This window comes from Pseudomonas sp. StFLB209 (genome assembly GCF_000829415.1).
GTDB lineage: Bacteria > Pseudomonadota > Gammaproteobacteria > Pseudomonadales > Pseudomonadaceae > Aquipseudomonas.
In genome coordinates, this window is sequence record NZ_AP014637.1 from 4,002,229 (window position 1) to 4,017,393 (window position 15,165).

Here is a 15,165-nt window from a genome sequence, read left to right on the forward strand (position 1 = left end):
CAAGAGGTTATTGCCCATGCTGCTTTACCGTGCTCTGGAAGAGAAAGACGTCGCCGCCGTCTGCGCCTTGCCACAGAATGCCGACGAACTGTTCTACATGTTCCCCCGGGCGAGCTGGCCGCTGACCGCGGCGCAATTGCACGAATCGCTTGAGCAGCGTTCAGACCCGACGGTGATCGAGAACAACGGTGAAGTGGTGGGCTACGCCAACTTTGTGCGCTGTGATTTTCGCGGTCGCTGCACGTTGGGCAATGTCATCATCGCTGCCCGCGCACGCAGTAAAGGCGTAGGCCGTTATCTGATCGGCTGCATGGCTGAAATTGCGTTCGATAAACACGAGGCCAAGGAAATGACCGCTTCGTGCTTCAACCACAACGTCACCGGCCTGCTGTTTTACTCCCGTCTGGGGCTGCGTCCTTTTGCGATTGAAGAGCGCCGCGACAAGCAGGGCGCTTCGGTGGCGTTGATTCATTTAAGGTTGTTGCGGCCGGAGTGATGAGGCCGTGTGTTGGATGGCGGTCTTAAAGACCGCCTGCTTGATAGTTTTTAACAACTCAGGTTCATTGTTTAACAAGGTGTATTCGAACCGTTGTTCAATAAAACGGTGAAACGATTTTTCAATGACCCACTGTCGGATAAGTAGCATAATGCTGGCTCGTTAGTCGGATGTTGATTGCTCCACTTTCGGGCGGCGCGTATAAGGGTTGAAGATCGCCGCTGGTTTGGCGGTAATCCTTAAAGTCAGAATATTTTCTGATTATAACTTTTGATTGGACAATAAGCGTAAGTGTGCAGGGTTAAACCTGTTGTGCTTGCAAATAAGGAGATGGCTAATGATCGCTTGTGGACTGTCTACTCTTGAGCTGAGAAGTATCGTGGAAGGCGCTTTTCTGCCTTTGAACTGCACCTGCACCATTGCGCAGGATCAGTCGATGACCGTACAGATCACTGAACCCAGTACCGGCCAGGTCAATCTGTTCGTCACCGGCATTTCCCTGGGCCGGTTGAATACCAGTCGTGAGATCAGCAACCTGGTGGCTGAACTGCGCGACGAATTGCACAGTGTCGCCCAGCCCCAACTCTACTCGCGCATGGCCTGAGTAACCGTTACGGCTGTGCTTCGGTCGACGCCTGTGTGCGTCGACCGTCAGGTTTACGGCGTCGGTTCTCTGCGCCGTGCTTGCCGGGTGATTAGTAAATACTACTTATCGACCTTTTTTCGTGGTCTGGTCCTGAACAGCGCCCAATGGACCCGATCTTACGATTTTCTCCAGCCAGTCAATCACTGGATCCTGCCTGATTCAATCTTGCATCCGCTGCGGTTTATTTGACTCTTTTTACGTTGTTTGAAATTATTCGCCCAGCTCGCCATTTAACTGGCGGCGGCTTGCTTCTCTCCCTCTCGGCGTTTTATTGCCCTGCATTCAACAGGTCGGCGGTAGCGTGGCCGGCGGTTTTGTTTGAATCGAGTTTCATATCGGAAAGTCCGCAACTATCTCCCGGTCCGGTCAGGCCGTTGTGGCGGGATGGCGTCTGTCTTTAATTTCTCCACCGACCTGTATGCAGACAACTTGTAACAGGTCAGACAAGGAAGCCATTATGTTCGAAGATCATTTAGACACTGAGTGTGCCTGCGTCGTGGGCGGCGCCGGGTTGGCGGGCATGGGCTTTTTATTCAATGCGTTGAAGACCGGAGTGCTGCCACAGTTGTGTCGCGACGGTCTGATTGTCGTCGACGCCAGTGACCGCCCCGGTGTCGGCAGCCTGGGGCAGTACCGGATTACCGCCAATTCGGTCGGCGATGTTTTCATTGATTGCCTGCGCGATCCCCGCCTGGCGAGCATTTTCGAGCCACTGGAATACTCGCCGGCCTATTGGCGGATCCGCCGTCAGGCTGACAGCGCGCCGCCGTTGGCTGAGGTCGGCGAACTGATGGCCGAGGCCCACCGGCTGGTGCTTGAGCATATCGTCAAGCATTTCGGGGTCAGGATATGGCACAGCACCGCTATTACCGCCGTCACCTGGCAGCCTGGCGAGGTCCACCTGCTGGTTGAAACCGCCGGTTTTGAACGGCGTATCCGCTGCCGTGCACTGGTGCTCAATCTGGGCGGCCGGCAAACGCCGCAGCATCTGTGTGCGGGCCTGGCTGCGCATGGCTTGAGCCTGCCTGCGGCAGCCGACGTGCTGGGGTCAGATGTGCTGTTGCGCATGAACGCGGTGCAGATTCGCGAGCGGTTGGTGCCGGTGCTGGCTGCCGGGCGACGCATCAGTGTGATCGGCGGTTCGCACAGTGCGTTCTCGGTTCTGGAAAACCTTGCCGATGCGCTGGAGTTCGCCGGCCTGCAGGAACTGACCCTGATTCACCGCAACCCTGTGCGGTTGTTCTATGAATGCGCCGAACAGGCCCACGCGCAAGGTTATGACTTCGATGCGCAACGTGATGTCTGCCCGGTCTCGGGGCGTATCAATCGCTCCGGCGGGTTACGTTACCGGGCCCAGCAAATCGGTCGTGAGGTGCTGCACAACGGCCGGGTCGGCAAAACCGGGGTGACCGTCCGGCGTGCCCAGTTGCAAGGTGGTGCACCGGCTGATCTGGAGCTGGCGGCTCAGGCACTGGGCGAGTCTGGTGCGGTGATCCAGTGCACCGGTTATCAGCCGGTATTGCCGCAGCTGTATCATGCCGACGACACCTCGATTCAATTGCGTCAGGCCAATGGCGGGCTGGATGCCAACGCTCAAGGCTGCCCACAGGATCAGGACGGACGACGGCTGGACGGCATCTATCTGTTCGGCATCGGTGCCGGTCTGGCGCCAGACCCGCAACTGGGCAGCGAGCAGGCGTTTGAAGGGCGTATCTACGGTGTCTGGCAGTTCCACCACACCGCCAGCAGCGCCGTGCTCGAAGCGGTGCTGGCACGTGTGCAGCGCCTGGCCCGCAAGCCGGAGCCAGCACGACCGTCGTTGGTGCAGACCCTCGATGAGCGCATGCACCTGCTATTACCGGGGCTGTCCGGGAAAGTCTGAGAGGCTGCTGGCTGTTTCAGGTGCGGACCTGATCGGGTTGTGCAGGCTTTTTCCAGCGATTGGCTACTATTAGGCTTTCAGTTTTCTACCGAGGAGGCCTGTTCATGCCAGTCAAACATGATTTATTCGCGGACCTGAATCTGGATAAAGAAGCGGTGCTGGCACGTGGCAAGGCCGATGAGCGCTTACAGCAGCTCCTCGACGACTACCGGCATGCCGACCTGCAGGTCGTGGATGCCGAGAAGGGCATCGCCGGCGGGATTGGCGATGACCAACTGAAAAAACTCAAGGAGCATCGACTGCTGATCAAGGACCGGATCGTCCAGCGCCTTGAACTGCATGGCTGAGAGCCGGCGGCCCTGCCTGGCGAGCAGGGCCGCGAGGCGGTTCAGAGTGCCGCGCCGCGCGCCGGTGAGGCAGGAAGCTGGCGCGCCCATTGCCGCTCGCCGGGCGGCAGGTTTTGGCCAATCGCGGCGCCCAGAGCGATTGCGACACCGGCCAGGGCCAGGGGTTGCTGGTGCATCAAGTCAGTCATCCCCGATTGCAACCGCTGCCCCTGCTGACGCAGATTCAGGTCACCCAACTGGCTGGCCTTGTCTTTGAGGTTCGAAGCGCCGGCCTGGAGTTTGTCTTTCAGGCTGTCCACACCGTTACCCACCGTGCTGGCTGACGAACGGTCTGCGGTACTGCGCTGGCCGAGCATCAGCCAGGCGATGCTGACCGACAGCAAGACCGCGGGCAGGGGATTTTGCTTGATGTTCTGACCCAGATTGCCGGCAAGCTCGCCGCCGTTTTCCCGGGCGTAGGCGATGGTCTGATCAATCCACTGGCCGGGTGACATTTTTTTTTCCAGCGCTTCGACAATCTGATCGATGCTGGAGCGTTGTTCATCGACTTCGCGCTGGAGCTGCTCAGGGCTGCCGGTGCTGTTGTTTGTGCTCATGATGCTTTCCTCTGGATAACATCTTTGTCTTTGTTAAACGCCTCGACCGTGCGCTCCGGGGTCAGGCTGGTCAGTTTGAGCTGACGGTTGCCGCCCTTGAGCATCATCATGCCGCCGGCCATTGCCGCGATCCCGACCAGTAGCGCTGCCAGCCAGGACGCGAGCCACCAGGCCAGGATCTGGACCACGCCCAGCAGCAGGATCACCAGGCCTGCGAGCATCAGCATGATGCCGCCGGCAATCTCCTTACCGCCGGCCTGGGCCGTATTTAACGATTCACGGAACTCGGCCTTGGCCAGTGCGATTTCCTTGCTTATCAGTACCGGCACTTCATGCACCAACTGGCCGACCAGGCCAAGGATCGAGGTGTCGTTGTCAGGACCGGGTGCTTGTGGGGTGTCAGTCATCGTCATGCTCCTTGCGGACCTTCGCCGCCATCGCGAAGCTGGCCGTTCGGCTCAAGCGGGTCATGGGGGAACAGCGTGTTGTCGGTCGCACCGGTTGGCAGCGGGTCGAAGGGCGGCTGCTCATCCGGGCTCTGGTCCTTGAGGACTCGCGACAGGCCGAAGCCCAGCGCCAAGCTGCCAAGCAGGAACAGCGCCGGGTTTTCACGGGCCATGCTGCCAGCCTGTTGCAGTGCTTCATCGGCATTTTGATGACGCAGGTTATCGGCCAGCTGACTGATGCCTTGCGCCAGCTCTTCGACATAGTGCGCCAGGCTTTGGGTGTGGCTGTCGGTGCCTTGAGAGTTGCGCAAGCTGTCGTCTTGCAGGGTATCGAGAGGATCGTGCAGGGGCGAGTCAGATGTGCGAGCAGCACCGCCCGCCAGGTTTTCGTAGGGAGTTGCCATGGTCATTCACCGTTGAGTTGACGGATAAAATGCCCGGCTCACTGCTCACTTCGGGGCAGGCATGTGTGATGGACTGACGCTGCTCATGGCATGTTCCAGCTGGATGACCAGTGGGCATTTACGGGTTTTTGACGAAAACGGCCTGCGCTCGGCCATGCTGCGTTAAACACCGGCCACAAACGAAAACGGCACCGCCAAGGGTGTCCCTGGGGCGCCGTGCACAGCTTCTTGCGTCGTGAAAAAGCCGTTCGAATCGAGGGTGGCAGCAATAATTATTGGGAGTTCTGGTTCGGCGCCAGTTCTGCCTGGATGCGCTTGTAGATTTCTTCGCGATGCACGGAGACATTCTTGGGGGCGTTGATGCCCAGGCGCACTTGCAGCCCTTGAACACCAAGAATGGTGACGGTGATGTCGTCACCGATGTTTATGCTTTCGCCTACTTTGCGGGTCAGTATCAACATAATCTTTTCCTTGATGGCCTCTTTTGACGCCTCTCTCAAGAGGCTGGCATGTGCCTTTGCGTGGTGATTGTTGCCGAGTGCATCCAAATGCGTCCATCAATATGACGTTGCAGCGGTGAATTTAATTCCCTCGGTTCATTTTCTTGTCACCTTGATTTGCATCAGCGCGGTGACGAGCCTGCCAATTCTGCCCGTTTTGTCCTGCAAATGCCCGTATTTACTGGCAAAAGATTGAAAAAGACCAGATTGGATCCTGATTGACCCGTAGACCACGCATTAGTTGCCTTGCAGGATGGCTAATCCTGATTTGTAGTCCTTTACCGAGTTGTAGCGTAGGCGTTCTCCTGAAAATTTGCCTGAAGATTCTGATATTTCAAATGGAAAGTAGGAAAGAGGCTGTAGGACATTGATTCGTAAAAGCACAGCAGCGCTTTTTTTGGGTGCACAAGAAGCACCCTCAGCCTATACAGGCTGAGGGGGTACTAGACAATGCGTTGAAATGTCGCAGGCAGTGTTCGCCGTTTTCCTACGGCGAACCCGGAAGGGTCATACCACAGTAGCAAGTAGCAGGATAAAGATAAGGCCGACCACCGAAAGAATGGTTTCCATCACGGTCCAGGTCTTGAATGTTTCGCTGACGGTCATATTGAAGTACTGCTTGACCAGCCAGAAACCGGCGTCGTTGACGTGGGAGAGAATCAGCGAGCCGGCGCCGGTGGCCAGCACCAGCAGTTCGCGGTTGACGCCCGGGATCAGCCCGACCACCGGCGCCACGATGCCCGCGCCGGTAATGGTTGCCACGGTGGCGGAACCGGTGGCAATGCGGATCACCGCCGCGACCAGCCAGGCCAGCAGAATCGGGTTGAGCTGCGCCTGCACGGCCATGTGACCGATTACATCACCCACGCCGCTGGCCACCAGCATCTGCTTGAAGCCGCCGCCGGCACCGACGATAAGCACGATGGCCGCGACCGGTGTCAGGCTCTGATCGAGCATTTTCATGATTTGGCTGCGGTCAAAACCGCGCGCCGCACCAAAGGTGTAGAACGCCAGCAGCAGGGCGGCGAGCAGGGCGCTGATCGGATGGCCGATGAAGTCCATCCAGATACGGAAGATGTTGGTCTCCGGCAGCACCACGTCGGCAAAGGTCTTGAGCAGCATCAGGAGCACTGGCAGCAGGATGGTTACCAGAGTGATGCCGAAACCTGGCAGGTTCTGCGCGCTGGACTCCTTGCCGATTTGCGCCATCAGTTCTGCCGATGGGCTGCCGGGGATGTATCGCGAGATCCACATGCCGTAGATCGGGCCGGCAATAACGGCGGTAGGCAGGGCAATCAGCAGGCCGTAGAAAATGGTTTTGCCGATGTCGGCGCCGAAAATGCCGATGGCCAGCAACGGACCCGGGTGCGGCGGAACCAGGCCATGGACCGCCGACAGGCCGGCCAGCAACGGGATGCCGATGCGGATAATCGAGATGCCGGTGCGCCGGGCCACGATATAGACCAGCGGAATCAGCAACACGAAGCCGATTTCAAAGAACAGCGGGATGCCCACCAGAAAGGCGGAGAACATCATCGCCCAGTGGACCTTCTGTTTACCGAAGGTGCGGATCAGTGTCTGGGCTATCTGATCGGCACCGCCGGAGTCGGCCATCAGCTTGCCGAGCATGGTGCCCAGGCCAAGGATGATACCGACAAAGCCCAGTACGCCACCGAAGCCGTCCTGGAATGCCTTCATTACTTTTTCCACCGGCATGCCCGAGGTCAGGCCGAGAAAACCGGCAGCCACGGTCAACGCGATGAACGGGTGAACCTTAAACTGTGTGATCAGCAGAATCAGGCCGACGATGGTGACCAGGGCGTCGACCAACAGATAGGTCTCGTGGGTCATTCCGAACATGGGTGTTCTCCAGTTGTCATTTTTTCATTGTTGTATGGAGCGGCCGCCGAGGGCGGAGTTCTTCTAAGACAGCGCTATCTTTAGCGGGTATGGTTTTATTCCCCACGTGAAGCGTCCCACCAGTCGGCGGCCTGGCGGCCCAACTGCTCGATGCTTTGCGTGGCGTCGACGATCAGGGTGCGTGGCTCATCGTGAGGGACTTCAAGGGTGTTGAACTGGCTGTCGACCAGGCTGGCCGGCATGAAATGCCCGCGGCGATGGGCGCAGCGTTGCCGCGCAGTTTCCTTCGACAATTGCAGGAACACGAAGCCTAGCCCGGGTACTGCCTGGCGCAGGCAGTCGCGGTAGCTGCGCTTGAGCGCCGAGCAGGCAAGAATCGGTCGCTCGCCGCGTGCCACGGCCTCAGCCAGCTCCTGGCCCAGGCGGGTCAGCCAGCCGGCGCGGTCTTCGTCATCAAGGGGAATGCCGGCGCTCATCTTGTCGATGTTGGCTTGGGGGTGGAAGGCGTCGCCTTCGATCAGTTGACCGCTGGTGTGCAGGGCGATGCACTGACCGACCTCACTCTTGCCGCAGCCGGAAACGCCCATCACCACGAGGGCAGAAATCTTGGTTGTTGCTGTTGTCACGTTAGCCACCTTGCTTTTAGCCTAGTCGCTCTGAGACAGCGCTGTCTTTGCTCGATAGGCCTACCGGCTGCTGCGCTGTTTCAGCTCTTGTCATTATTCTGGAGTGCTCAGTCACCATGCTCGGGTGCTCCGCGGGCAGTTCAGGCATTGCCACGGATGATGGGACAGCGCTACCTTAGTGCCGTCTCATTCCTCTGGCAACCCCTTCTATTCAGTTGGCAACACATGGCACGTATTGGTTCCCGCTCCACCGGCCGGCCGACGCTCAATGAAGTAGCGAAACTGGCTGGCGTCTCTCCCATTACCGCATCCAGGGCCTTGCGTGGCGTGGCGACGGTGGCTCCCGAGCTGGTCGAGAAGGTCCGCGCCGCTGCCCAGCGCCTGGGTTATGTGGCCAACCCGGCAGCTCGTGCCCTGGCGTCATCCAGCAGCCCGACGGTGGTGGTGCTGGTGCCGTCGCTGTCCAACCAGTTGTTCATCGAACCTCTGGAGGCGATTCAGAATGTGCTGCGCCCGCGTGGTCTGGAAGTGGTGATCGGCAACTACCATTACGACCCCAAAGAAGAAGAGACATTGCTGCGTAACCACCTGATCAACCGGCCGCGTGGTTTGCTGTTGACCGGGCTGGATCACACCCCGTCGGTCCGTCAGTTACTGGCCGACAGCGAGATCCCGTGCGTGCACATGATGGAGCTGGATATCACCGAGCAGACCCATTGCGTCGGCTTTTCCCAACATCAGGCCGGGGCCGGTGCGGCCAAACACTTGCTTGGTCGCGGCCGCAAACGGCTGGCCTACATTGCCGCGCAGCTTGACCCTCGTGTATTGCAGCGCGGCGCCGGGTTTCGTCAGGTGCTGGTCGAGGCGGGCATGGACGACCCGCAACTGCATGTAATGTCGCCGTTACCTTCATCCATCGGCCTGGGCTGCGAGCTGTTCGCCAGGCTGCTGGTAGAGCACCCGGATGTCGATGGGGTGTTCTTCTGCAATGACGACCTGGCCCAGGGCGCGGCGCTGGAGGCCCTGCGCCTGGGTATCAAGATTCCCGAGCAGGTGGCGCTGGTAGGTTTCAACGACCTGCCAGGCTCTGCCCACATGGTTCCGCGTCTGACCTCGATCCGCACGCCGCGCGCCGCAGTAGGCCAGCATGCGGCGCAGATGCTGCTGGCGTTGCTCGACGATCAGTTGCCTGAGTCGCAACAGCTGGATCTGGGCTTCGAGCTGGTGGTGCGCGAGAGTTCCTGAGCGCCCCTGGCTGACGCCATCAGTCACGCTATCGGCTGACTGCAGCACTCATCCAGCAGGCTCGCACAGTGCTGCTGCAGGTTGTCCTGCTCAATAGCCCGCTGCACCTCAGCCACGTCGACCTGATGATGGTGCAGGGCATGCAGCGTGGCAGCGATGGGCGTGCACACCAGCATGCCGCTGGCGCCCTGCTGCAGCGGCTCAATACCTGCTTCGAGCAGCGCCGCCATGTGTTCTGGCTGGCTCCATAGCCCTTTGCTGATCTGTGCCCGGCCACGCAGGCCGCAGGCCAGGGCTACCGGCACGGTGCGTCGCTCGGCCAGGCGCTGCCAGGGTGTGGTCGCGAGGGCGTTTCGCCAATCAACCGCGCCGCTGTGCAGCAGGGCAGTGCGGGCCGCAGCGGCATGGATACAGGCTTCCAGATTGAGGCTGGTGCGCCAGTGTTCGTCGGTCAGGCCCAGCTTGAGCGTTTGCGCTGCCAGCCCGAGCAGGGTTTCGATCCGCCCGAACAGCAGGTCGACGAATGCCACTTCCTGCACGCCCTCAAGGCCGGGCACGCTGAGATAGATGCTGCCGCTGCGCGAGTTGCCACGCCGCTGCAGGTCATGCAGGGCAATCAGGCTACCCAGTACCGCGTCGAGAATCAGCTGTGCAACTGGCTGGCCGTGGGCATCGAGCAGTGCCGGGTTGTGTCTGGCCAGGCCGTTGATATGCAACAGCGACAAGGCGCGGCCGGGCAGTTTCAATTCACCGCCAGCCGCGCCTTGCCAGGTCTGGTCTGGCTGCAGCGCCTGGCCTTTCATCAGGCTCAGCCAGTTTGCGTAGCCGTCCAGCTCGCGGGTGCGCAGCGGTGTGCTGATGTCGATCCAGGCGGTCAGTGCTGCTTCAAGCAGCACGTCGCTGATCCCGGCCACATCACAGCCACCGGCGCGGCTTTGCGGATCGATACGGACATCTACATGCAGCCGGTGATGGCCGAACAGCAAGGCATTGGGTTGCAACGCCTGGCCTTGATGGCCGAGAAACTGCTCCGGGCGTTGCAGGCCGGTTTCCTCGCCATTGGCCAGGGTGACGCTCAACTGACCATGACGCACCCGATAGTGCCGGGCATTGACGTGGCTGCCACTGCTCAGGGGAATGACCTGATCAAACCACTCGCGCACTTGCACCACCACTTTGGCGCCGCGTTGCGGATTGTACTGAGCGTCGAGTTCATAACCTTGCTGCTGGGCAACCGCATCGCTGTAATACAGTGCGTCGTATAGCGAACCCCACCGGGCACTGGCCGCATTCACGACCGCTTGCGCATCGTGACCGGCGGCCAGCAACTGAGGACCGGACTGATCGCTGATTTCCATGTCGACACTGGCGGTACTGATCCGCACCGGTTGGGAGCAGGCTTGCGGGTAGCCCAGTTGCTCCAGAAAACTGCGCCAGGCGCCCGGCTCAGGGGGGCAATGGGCCTTGTGCCATTCGCTGAGCGCCAGTTGCACGCGCTCGCGCTCGGCCAGCAGGTCGCGGTGCAGCGGGGCCAGGTCCTGGAGCAGGTCGTCCAGGCCTTCCCAGAACGTCTCGCGGTCGATCAGTGTGCCGGGCAGCACCTGTTGTTCGATGAACTGGTGCAGCGCGGCGGTGACTCTCAGACGATTACAGCGAAGGTAGTCCGTCATGGCGGTTCCTTGAGATTGTCAGTGAACTGCAATCCTGAAGGCGGTTCCGCCACGGCCCGGCTGCGGTGCGCTTCAGGTCAATCGGCGTTGAGGGCGGCAATCCCGGCTTTGGCGATTTGCGCATCCTGATCGGAACGAACCCCGGAGACGCCGACAGCGCCGATCACCTGGCCATCGACGATGACAGGTACGCCGCCTTCCAGGGAGGTCAGCAGTGGCGCGCTGAGAAACGCCGTACGGCCACCGTTGACCACCTCTTCATAGCTTTTGGATTCGCGCCGGCCCAGCGCCGAGGTGCGGGCTTTCTCGGTGCTGATGTAGCTGCTGCTCGGGCTGGCATTGTCCAGGCGCTCGAAGGCCAGCAGGTGGCCGCCGTCATCGACAATGGCAATCGACACGGCCCATTCGTTGTGCAGGGCTTCCTGACGGGCGGCGGCGAGAATCTGGCTGACTTCAGCCTGGGTCAGAACGGCTTTTATTTTCATGCGAGGTCCTTGGCGGATGGGGGGAGGCGTCCCGGCAACGCTCAGCAAGCGCCCCTCGGGTCTGGCAGGATAGCGGCTGACGACAGATTTTTCATGCATGGGCTGACAAGCCGGGCTAGGCTCAATGCATGAACACCTCAGCCTTGCAGTTACTCATCGGGGATTTTCTTGCGCGCAGTGTGCGTGGCATTCCCTGCGCGCCGCCTGCGTGAACTGATCGCGATTGCCGCCATTTTCAGTTTCCTGCAAGGAGCCATACCATGGCTGATCTATACGACAACCCGATGGGGTTGATGGGGTTTGAGTTCATCGAGCTGGCCGCGCCGGTGGCGGGTGTGCTTGAGCCGGTGCTGCAGATGCTCGGCTTTACCAGGGTGGCCGTGCACCGCTCCAAGGCGGTGGCCCTGTATCGTCAGGGTGATATCAACCTGATCCTCAATAACGAGCCGCACAGCCTGGCGTCTTATTTTGCGGCCGAGCATGGCCCCTCGGTCTGCGGCATGGCCTTTCGGGTCAAGGACTCGCATCTGGCCTACCAGCGTGCACTGGAACTCGGTGCGCAGCCGCTGGAGATTCCGGTCGGGCCGATGGAGCTGCGGCTACCGGCGATCAAGGGCATCGGTGGTGCGCCGTTGTACCTGATCGACCGTTTCGGCGAAGGTACGTCCATCTACGATATCGATTTCAATTTCATCGAGGGCGTCGATCGTCACCCGCCGGGCGCTGGCCTGAAATTCATCGATCACCTGACTCACAACGTTTATCGCGGACGTATGGCCTACTGGGCCGGGTTCTACGAGAAACTGTTCAACTTTCGTGAGATTCGTTACTTCGACATCAAGGGTGAATACACCGGCCTGACCTCCCGTGCGATGACCGCGCCGGACGGGCTGATCCGTATTCCGCTCAACGAGGAGTCGTCCAGAGGCGCAGGGCAGATCGAAGAGTTCCTCATGCAGTTCAACGGCGAGGGTATCCAGCACGTGGCGTTCTGCACGGACGACCTGATTGCCACCTGCGATGCTCTCAAGGCGCTGGGGCTGCCATTCATGACCGCGCCCCCCGAGACCTATTACGAGATGCTCCCGGAGCGCTTGCCGGACCATGGTGAGCCTGTCGCCGAGCTCAAGGCACGGGGCATTTTGCTCGACGGCAGCAATGAGGGCGGCCAGCGGCGCCTGCTGCTGCAGATATTTTCCGGGACGCTGTTAGGGCCGGTGTTTTTCGAGTTTATCCAGCGCAAGGGGGATGAGGGCTTCGGTGAGGGCAATTTCAAGGCGCTGTTCGAGTCCATCGAACGTGATCAGATCCGCCGTGGCGTGCTGACCCAGGCACCGGCTGATGGCTGATAACGCATGCGCGCTTGCCCGCCATTGACTTGCCTCAGGCTAAGGAAACCCGCATGTATCAGTCAGGCTTCGGTAATCATTTCACCAGCGAGGCAATCCCCGGTGCCGTGCCGGTGGGGCAGAACTCGCCACAGCGGCACCCCTTTGGGTTGTACACAGAGCAACTGTCCGGCACTGCATTCACAGTGCCGCGCAGTGAGTCACGACGTACCTGGTTGTACCGGATCATGCCGTCGGCAGCGCATCCGCCTTTCCAGCGCTTGGCGCAGCAGTTATGCGGCATGCAGCCGGGGCCGCTGAACCCCAACCGCATGCGCTGGAACCCGTTTTTGGTGCCTGCCCAGGACACGGATTTTCTCGATGGACTCATCGGTCTGGCACGCACCGCCGCCGCTGAGCAGGCCGACGGCGTGAGCATCTATGTGTATGCCGCCAACCGGTCAATGAAACGGGTATTTTTCAATGCCGACGGTGAGTTGTTGATCGTGCCGCAACTAGGCCGATTGCGTATCGTCACAGAGCTTGGGGTGCTGGAGGTGGCGCCGCAGCAAATCGTGGTACTGCCTCGCGGTCTGAGGTTCAGTGTCGAGCTGCTCGACCGCGAAGTCAGGGGCTATGTCTGCGAAAATCACGGCAGCCTGCTGCGTCTGCCCGATCTGGGGCCGATCGGCAGCAATGGCTTGGCCAATGCCAGGGACTTCCTTGCGCCTTGTGCCGCGTTTCAGGACAGCCAGGAGCCGGTTGAGCTGGTGCAGAAGTTCCTTGGCGAACTGTGGGGTACTACGCTGAGTCACTCGCCGTTCGATGTGGTGGGGTGGCATGGCAATAACGTGCCGTACCTTTATGACCTGCGCCACTTCAATACCCTGGGGACGGTGAGCTTCGACCACCCGGACCCATCGATCTTTACCGTATTGACCTCGCCCGGTGCAGTGGCTGGTCAGGCCAATGTGGACCTGGTAATTTTTCCGCCGCGCTGGATGGTGGCGCAAAACACCTTTCGCCCACCGTGGTTCCACCGCAACCTGATGAACGAGTTCATGGGCTTGATCGAGGGTGTCTACGATGCCAAGGCCGCAGGTTTCCTGCCTGGCGGGGCGTCGCTGCACAACTGCATGAGTGCCCACGGGCCGGACAACGCCACAGCGCAGGCCGCCATGGCTGCAGAGCTTGCACCGCATAAGATCGCAGGCACCCTGGCGTTCATGTTCGAGACCGGCCAGGTATTGCGCCCGACCCGCCATGCGCTCGATTGCGCACAGTTGCAGCGTGACTACGATCATTGCTGGGATGGCATGCGCCGATTGTTCAGGAGCTCTGACGATGAGTGATGAACGTCAGCGCCGCAGTTGGCTGGCATCGGCCAACGGACATGCGGATTTCCCTTTGCAGAATCTGCCGTTGGGCATCTTCAGTCATGATGATGGGCGCAAGCGTGGTGGTGTGGCGATCGGTGAGCGCATTCTGGATCTGCAGGGAGCGCTGCAGGCAGGTGTGTTTCAGGGCCTGGCCAGGCAGGCCGCCGAGGCCGCCAGTACGGATTGCCTCAATGACTACTTTGCCCTGGGCAGCACCGCACGCCAGGCCTTGCGCGCCGCGTTACTGGCCTTGCTTGATGTCTCCAGTCAGCAGCGAGAGGCGCTTGAGCCATTGCTGTTGCGCAGCGATGAGTGCCAGATGCATTTACCTGCACGGGTAGGCGATTACACCGATTTTTACGTCGGTATTCATCACGCGCACAATGTGGGCAAGCTGTTTCGTCCCGACCAGCCGCTGCTGGCCAACTACAAGTACTTGCCCATTGCCTACCACGGTCGGGCTTCGACCCTGTGTGTGTCCGGCACCCCGGTGCACAGGCCGCAGGGACAGATTCGCCCGGATCCATCGCAGCCGCCGACTCTCGCGCCGTCGCAGCGCCTGGACTTCGAGCTGGAAGCGGGCATCTGGATCGGTCCGGGCAACGCTCAGGGGCAATCCATTGGCATTGCGGCCGCGCCGGCCCACATTGCCGGTTTCTGTCTGCTCAACGACTGGTCGGCGCGCGATATTCAGGCCTGGGAATACCAGCCGCTGGGACCGTTTCTGTCCAAGAGCTTCGCCACCAGCCTGTCGCCCTGGGTGGTCAGCCCCGAGGCGCTGGCGCCGTTCCGCTGCGCCCAGCCAACACGCCCGGCCGGTGATCCGCAGCCATTGCCTTACCTGTTCGACAGCGCCGATCAACAAAACGGGGCATTGGATATCGAACTGCAGGTGCTACTGCTCACCGAGCGCATGCGCAGCGCGGGTCAGCCGCCGCAGTCACTGGCAGTGAGCAACACGTTGTTCATGTACTGGAGCGCGGCACAGATGGTTGCCCATCACAGCGTCAACGGTTGTAAGCTGCAGCCTGGCGACCTGTTCGGCACGGGGACGTTATCGGGGCCGCAGCCGGGGCAGTATGGCAGCCTGCTGGAAATCACCGGCGGTGGCCGCCAGCCGCTGGTGCTGGACAATGGCGAGCAGCGCAGCTTTCTTGAATGCGGCGATGAGGTGATTCTGCGTGCCCGTTGCCGTGCCGAGGGGCAGGTGTCAATCGGCTTTGGCGAGTGTCGCGGCCGGGTGCTGGACTGAGCG

16 protein-coding genes are annotated in these 15,165 nt (G+C 60.5%); 8 read left to right on the plus strand and 8 right to left on the minus strand.

The genetic code is table 11. The features are described from left to right. Positions 1 to 16 precede the first annotated feature (16 nt). The 4 genes from PSCI_RS17985 to PSCI_RS18000 all read left to right on the plus strand — a co-directional run bounded on the left by PSCI_RS17985 (position 17) and on the right by PSCI_RS18000 (position 3,371). A complete protein-coding gene (locus tag PSCI_RS17985) occupies positions 17 to 496 on the plus strand; it encodes a GNAT family N-acetyltransferase (protein WP_045489693.1) in 480 nt (159 codons plus the stop codon). A 337-nt stretch (positions 497 to 833) separates the two neighbouring features. Beyond that, positions 834 to 1,100 carry a DUF1652 domain-containing protein gene (locus tag PSCI_RS17990; RefSeq protein ID WP_045489696.1) on the plus strand — a complete coding sequence of 89 codons (267 nt, stop codon included), beginning with the start codon at positions 834 to 836 and terminating at the stop codon, positions 1,098 to 1,100. 499 nt (positions 1,101 to 1,599) lie between these two features. Beyond that, positions 1,600 to 3,024: a pyridine nucleotide-disulfide oxidoreductase gene (locus tag PSCI_RS17995; RefSeq protein WP_045489698.1), complete on the plus strand. Its 1,425-nt coding sequence runs from the start codon at positions 1,600 to 1,602 to the stop codon at positions 3,022 to 3,024. Between the two features lie 104 nt (positions 3,025 to 3,128). Beyond that, a complete protein-coding gene (locus tag PSCI_RS18000; RefSeq protein WP_045489700.1) occupies positions 3,129 to 3,371 on the plus strand; it encodes a DUF465 domain-containing protein in 243 nt (80 codons plus the stop codon). Between the two features lie 41 nt (positions 3,372 to 3,412). On the opposite strand, the gene PSCI_RS18005 is transcribed toward PSCI_RS18000, so the two are convergent. The 6 genes from PSCI_RS18005 to PSCI_RS18030 all read right to left on the minus strand — a co-directional run bounded on the left by PSCI_RS18005 (position 3,413) and on the right by PSCI_RS18030 (position 7,764). Next, entirely contained in the window at positions 3,413 to 3,967 is a 555-nt protein-coding gene (locus PSCI_RS18005) for a DUF3618 domain-containing protein (RefSeq protein WP_052483419.1), read from the minus strand. Then, entirely contained in the window at positions 3,964 to 4,374 is a 411-nt protein-coding gene (locus PSCI_RS18010) for a phage holin family protein (RefSeq protein ID WP_045489702.1), read from the minus strand. Before PSCI_RS18010 ends, PSCI_RS18005 begins: the two co-directional genes overlap by 4 nt. A gap of 2 nt (positions 4,375 to 4,376) precedes the next feature. Further along, complete coding sequence (locus tag PSCI_RS18015) at positions 4,377 to 4,817, minus strand: hypothetical protein (protein ID WP_144403274.1); 441 nt, start codon at positions 4,815 to 4,817, stop codon at positions 4,377 to 4,379. 272 nt (positions 4,818 to 5,089) lie between these two features. Beyond that, positions 5,090 to 5,278 (minus strand): carbon storage regulator CsrA, encoded by a 189-nt coding sequence (csrA, locus tag PSCI_RS18020; RefSeq protein ID WP_045489705.1) that lies wholly within the window; start codon positions 5,276 to 5,278, stop codon positions 5,090 to 5,092. 546 nt (positions 5,279 to 5,824) lie between these two features. Continuing rightward, positions 5,825 to 7,177, minus strand: a complete 1,353-nt coding sequence (locus PSCI_RS18025; RefSeq protein ID WP_045489708.1) for a GntP family permease — start codon at positions 7,175 to 7,177, stop codon at positions 5,825 to 5,827. A 95-nt stretch (positions 7,178 to 7,272) separates the two neighbouring features. Further along, complete coding sequence (locus tag PSCI_RS18030) at positions 7,273 to 7,764, minus strand: gluconokinase (RefSeq protein ID WP_045489711.1); 492 nt, start codon at positions 7,762 to 7,764, stop codon at positions 7,273 to 7,275. A 264-nt stretch (positions 7,765 to 8,028) separates the two neighbouring features. Here PSCI_RS18030 and PSCI_RS18035 point away from each other — a divergent pair, with 264 nt between their 5' ends. Beyond that, positions 8,029 to 9,048 carry a LacI family DNA-binding transcriptional regulator gene (locus PSCI_RS18035; protein WP_045489714.1) on the plus strand — a complete coding sequence of 340 codons (1,020 nt, stop codon included), beginning with the start codon at positions 8,029 to 8,031 and terminating at the stop codon, positions 9,046 to 9,048. A 23-nt stretch (positions 9,049 to 9,071) separates the two neighbouring features. On the opposite strand, the gene PSCI_RS18040 is transcribed toward PSCI_RS18035, so the two are convergent. After that, a complete protein-coding gene (locus PSCI_RS18040; protein ID WP_045494526.1) occupies positions 9,072 to 10,718 on the minus strand; it encodes a hypothetical protein in 1,647 nt (548 codons plus the stop codon). A gap of 77 nt (positions 10,719 to 10,795) precedes the next feature. Further along, a complete protein-coding gene (locus tag PSCI_RS18045; RefSeq protein WP_045489716.1) occupies positions 10,796 to 11,203 on the minus strand; it encodes a heme-binding protein in 408 nt (135 codons plus the stop codon). A gap of 260 nt (positions 11,204 to 11,463) precedes the next feature. Between PSCI_RS18045 and hppD the strand changes: the two genes are divergently transcribed. From hppD to fahA, 3 genes are read left to right on the plus strand one after another with little or no spacing between them, the layout of a single operon-like run. Beyond that, entirely contained in the window at positions 11,464 to 12,552 is a 1,089-nt protein-coding gene (gene hppD / locus PSCI_RS18050; protein WP_045489718.1) for a 4-hydroxyphenylpyruvate dioxygenase, read from the plus strand. A gap of 53 nt (positions 12,553 to 12,605) precedes the next feature. Next, positions 12,606 to 13,883 (plus strand): homogentisate 1,2-dioxygenase, encoded by a 1,278-nt coding sequence (gene hmgA / locus PSCI_RS18055; RefSeq protein ID WP_045489720.1) that lies wholly within the window; start codon positions 12,606 to 12,608, stop codon positions 13,881 to 13,883. After that, on the plus strand, positions 13,876 to 15,162 hold the full coding sequence (gene fahA, locus PSCI_RS18060) for a fumarylacetoacetase (RefSeq protein ID WP_045489722.1): 1,287 nt from the start codon (positions 13,876 to 13,878) through the stop codon (positions 15,160 to 15,162). The genes hmgA and fahA overlap by 8 nt, the downstream gene beginning before the upstream one ends. Positions 15,163 to 15,165 lie beyond the last annotated feature (3 nt).

Excerpts from the sequence above, each read along its gene's own strand:
- PSCI_RS17985 (WP_045489693.1), top strand. The coding sequence starts at position 17 with ATGCTGCTTTACCGTGCTCTGGAAGAGAAAGACGTCGCCGCCGTCTGC.
- PSCI_RS17990 (WP_045489696.1), top strand. The coding sequence starts at position 834 with ATGATCGCTTGTGGACTGTCTACTCTTGAGCTGAGAAGTATCGTGGAA.
- PSCI_RS17995 (WP_045489698.1), top strand. The coding sequence starts at position 1,600 with ATGTTCGAAGATCATTTAGACACTGAGTGTGCCTGCGTCGTGGGCGGC.
- PSCI_RS18000 (WP_045489700.1), top strand. The coding sequence starts at position 3,129 with ATGCCAGTCAAACATGATTTATTCGCGGACCTGAATCTGGATAAAGAA.
- PSCI_RS18005 (WP_052483419.1), bottom strand. The coding sequence starts at position 3,967 with ATGAGCACAAACAACAGCACCGGCAGCCCTGAGCAGCTCCAGCGCGAA.
- PSCI_RS18010 (WP_045489702.1), bottom strand. The coding sequence starts at position 4,374 with ATGACTGACACCCCACAAGCACCCGGTCCTGACAACGACACCTCGATC.
- PSCI_RS18015 (WP_144403274.1), bottom strand. The coding sequence starts at position 4,817 with ATGGCAACTCCCTACGAAAACCTGGCGGGCGGTGCTGCTCGCACATCT.
- csrA (WP_045489705.1), bottom strand. The coding sequence starts at position 5,278 with ATGTTGATACTGACCCGCAAAGTAGGCGAAAGCATAAACATCGGTGAC.
- PSCI_RS18025 (WP_045489708.1), bottom strand. The coding sequence starts at position 7,177 with ATGTTCGGAATGACCCACGAGACCTATCTGTTGGTCGACGCCCTGGTC.
- PSCI_RS18030 (WP_045489711.1), bottom strand. The coding sequence starts at position 7,764 with ATGGGCGTTTCCGGCTGCGGCAAGAGTGAGGTCGGTCAGTGCATCGCC.
- PSCI_RS18035 (WP_045489714.1), top strand. The coding sequence starts at position 8,029 with ATGGCACGTATTGGTTCCCGCTCCACCGGCCGGCCGACGCTCAATGAA.
- PSCI_RS18040 (WP_045494526.1), bottom strand. The coding sequence starts at position 10,718 with ATGACGGACTACCTTCGCTGTAATCGTCTGAGAGTCACCGCCGCGCTG.
- PSCI_RS18045 (WP_045489716.1), bottom strand. The coding sequence starts at position 11,203 with ATGAAAATAAAAGCCGTTCTGACCCAGGCTGAAGTCAGCCAGATTCTC.
- hppD (WP_045489718.1), top strand. The coding sequence starts at position 11,464 with ATGGCTGATCTATACGACAACCCGATGGGGTTGATGGGGTTTGAGTTC.
- hmgA (WP_045489720.1), top strand. The coding sequence starts at position 12,606 with ATGTATCAGTCAGGCTTCGGTAATCATTTCACCAGCGAGGCAATCCCC.
- fahA (WP_045489722.1), top strand. The coding sequence starts at position 13,876 with ATGAGTGATGAACGTCAGCGCCGCAGTTGGCTGGCATCGGCCAACGGA.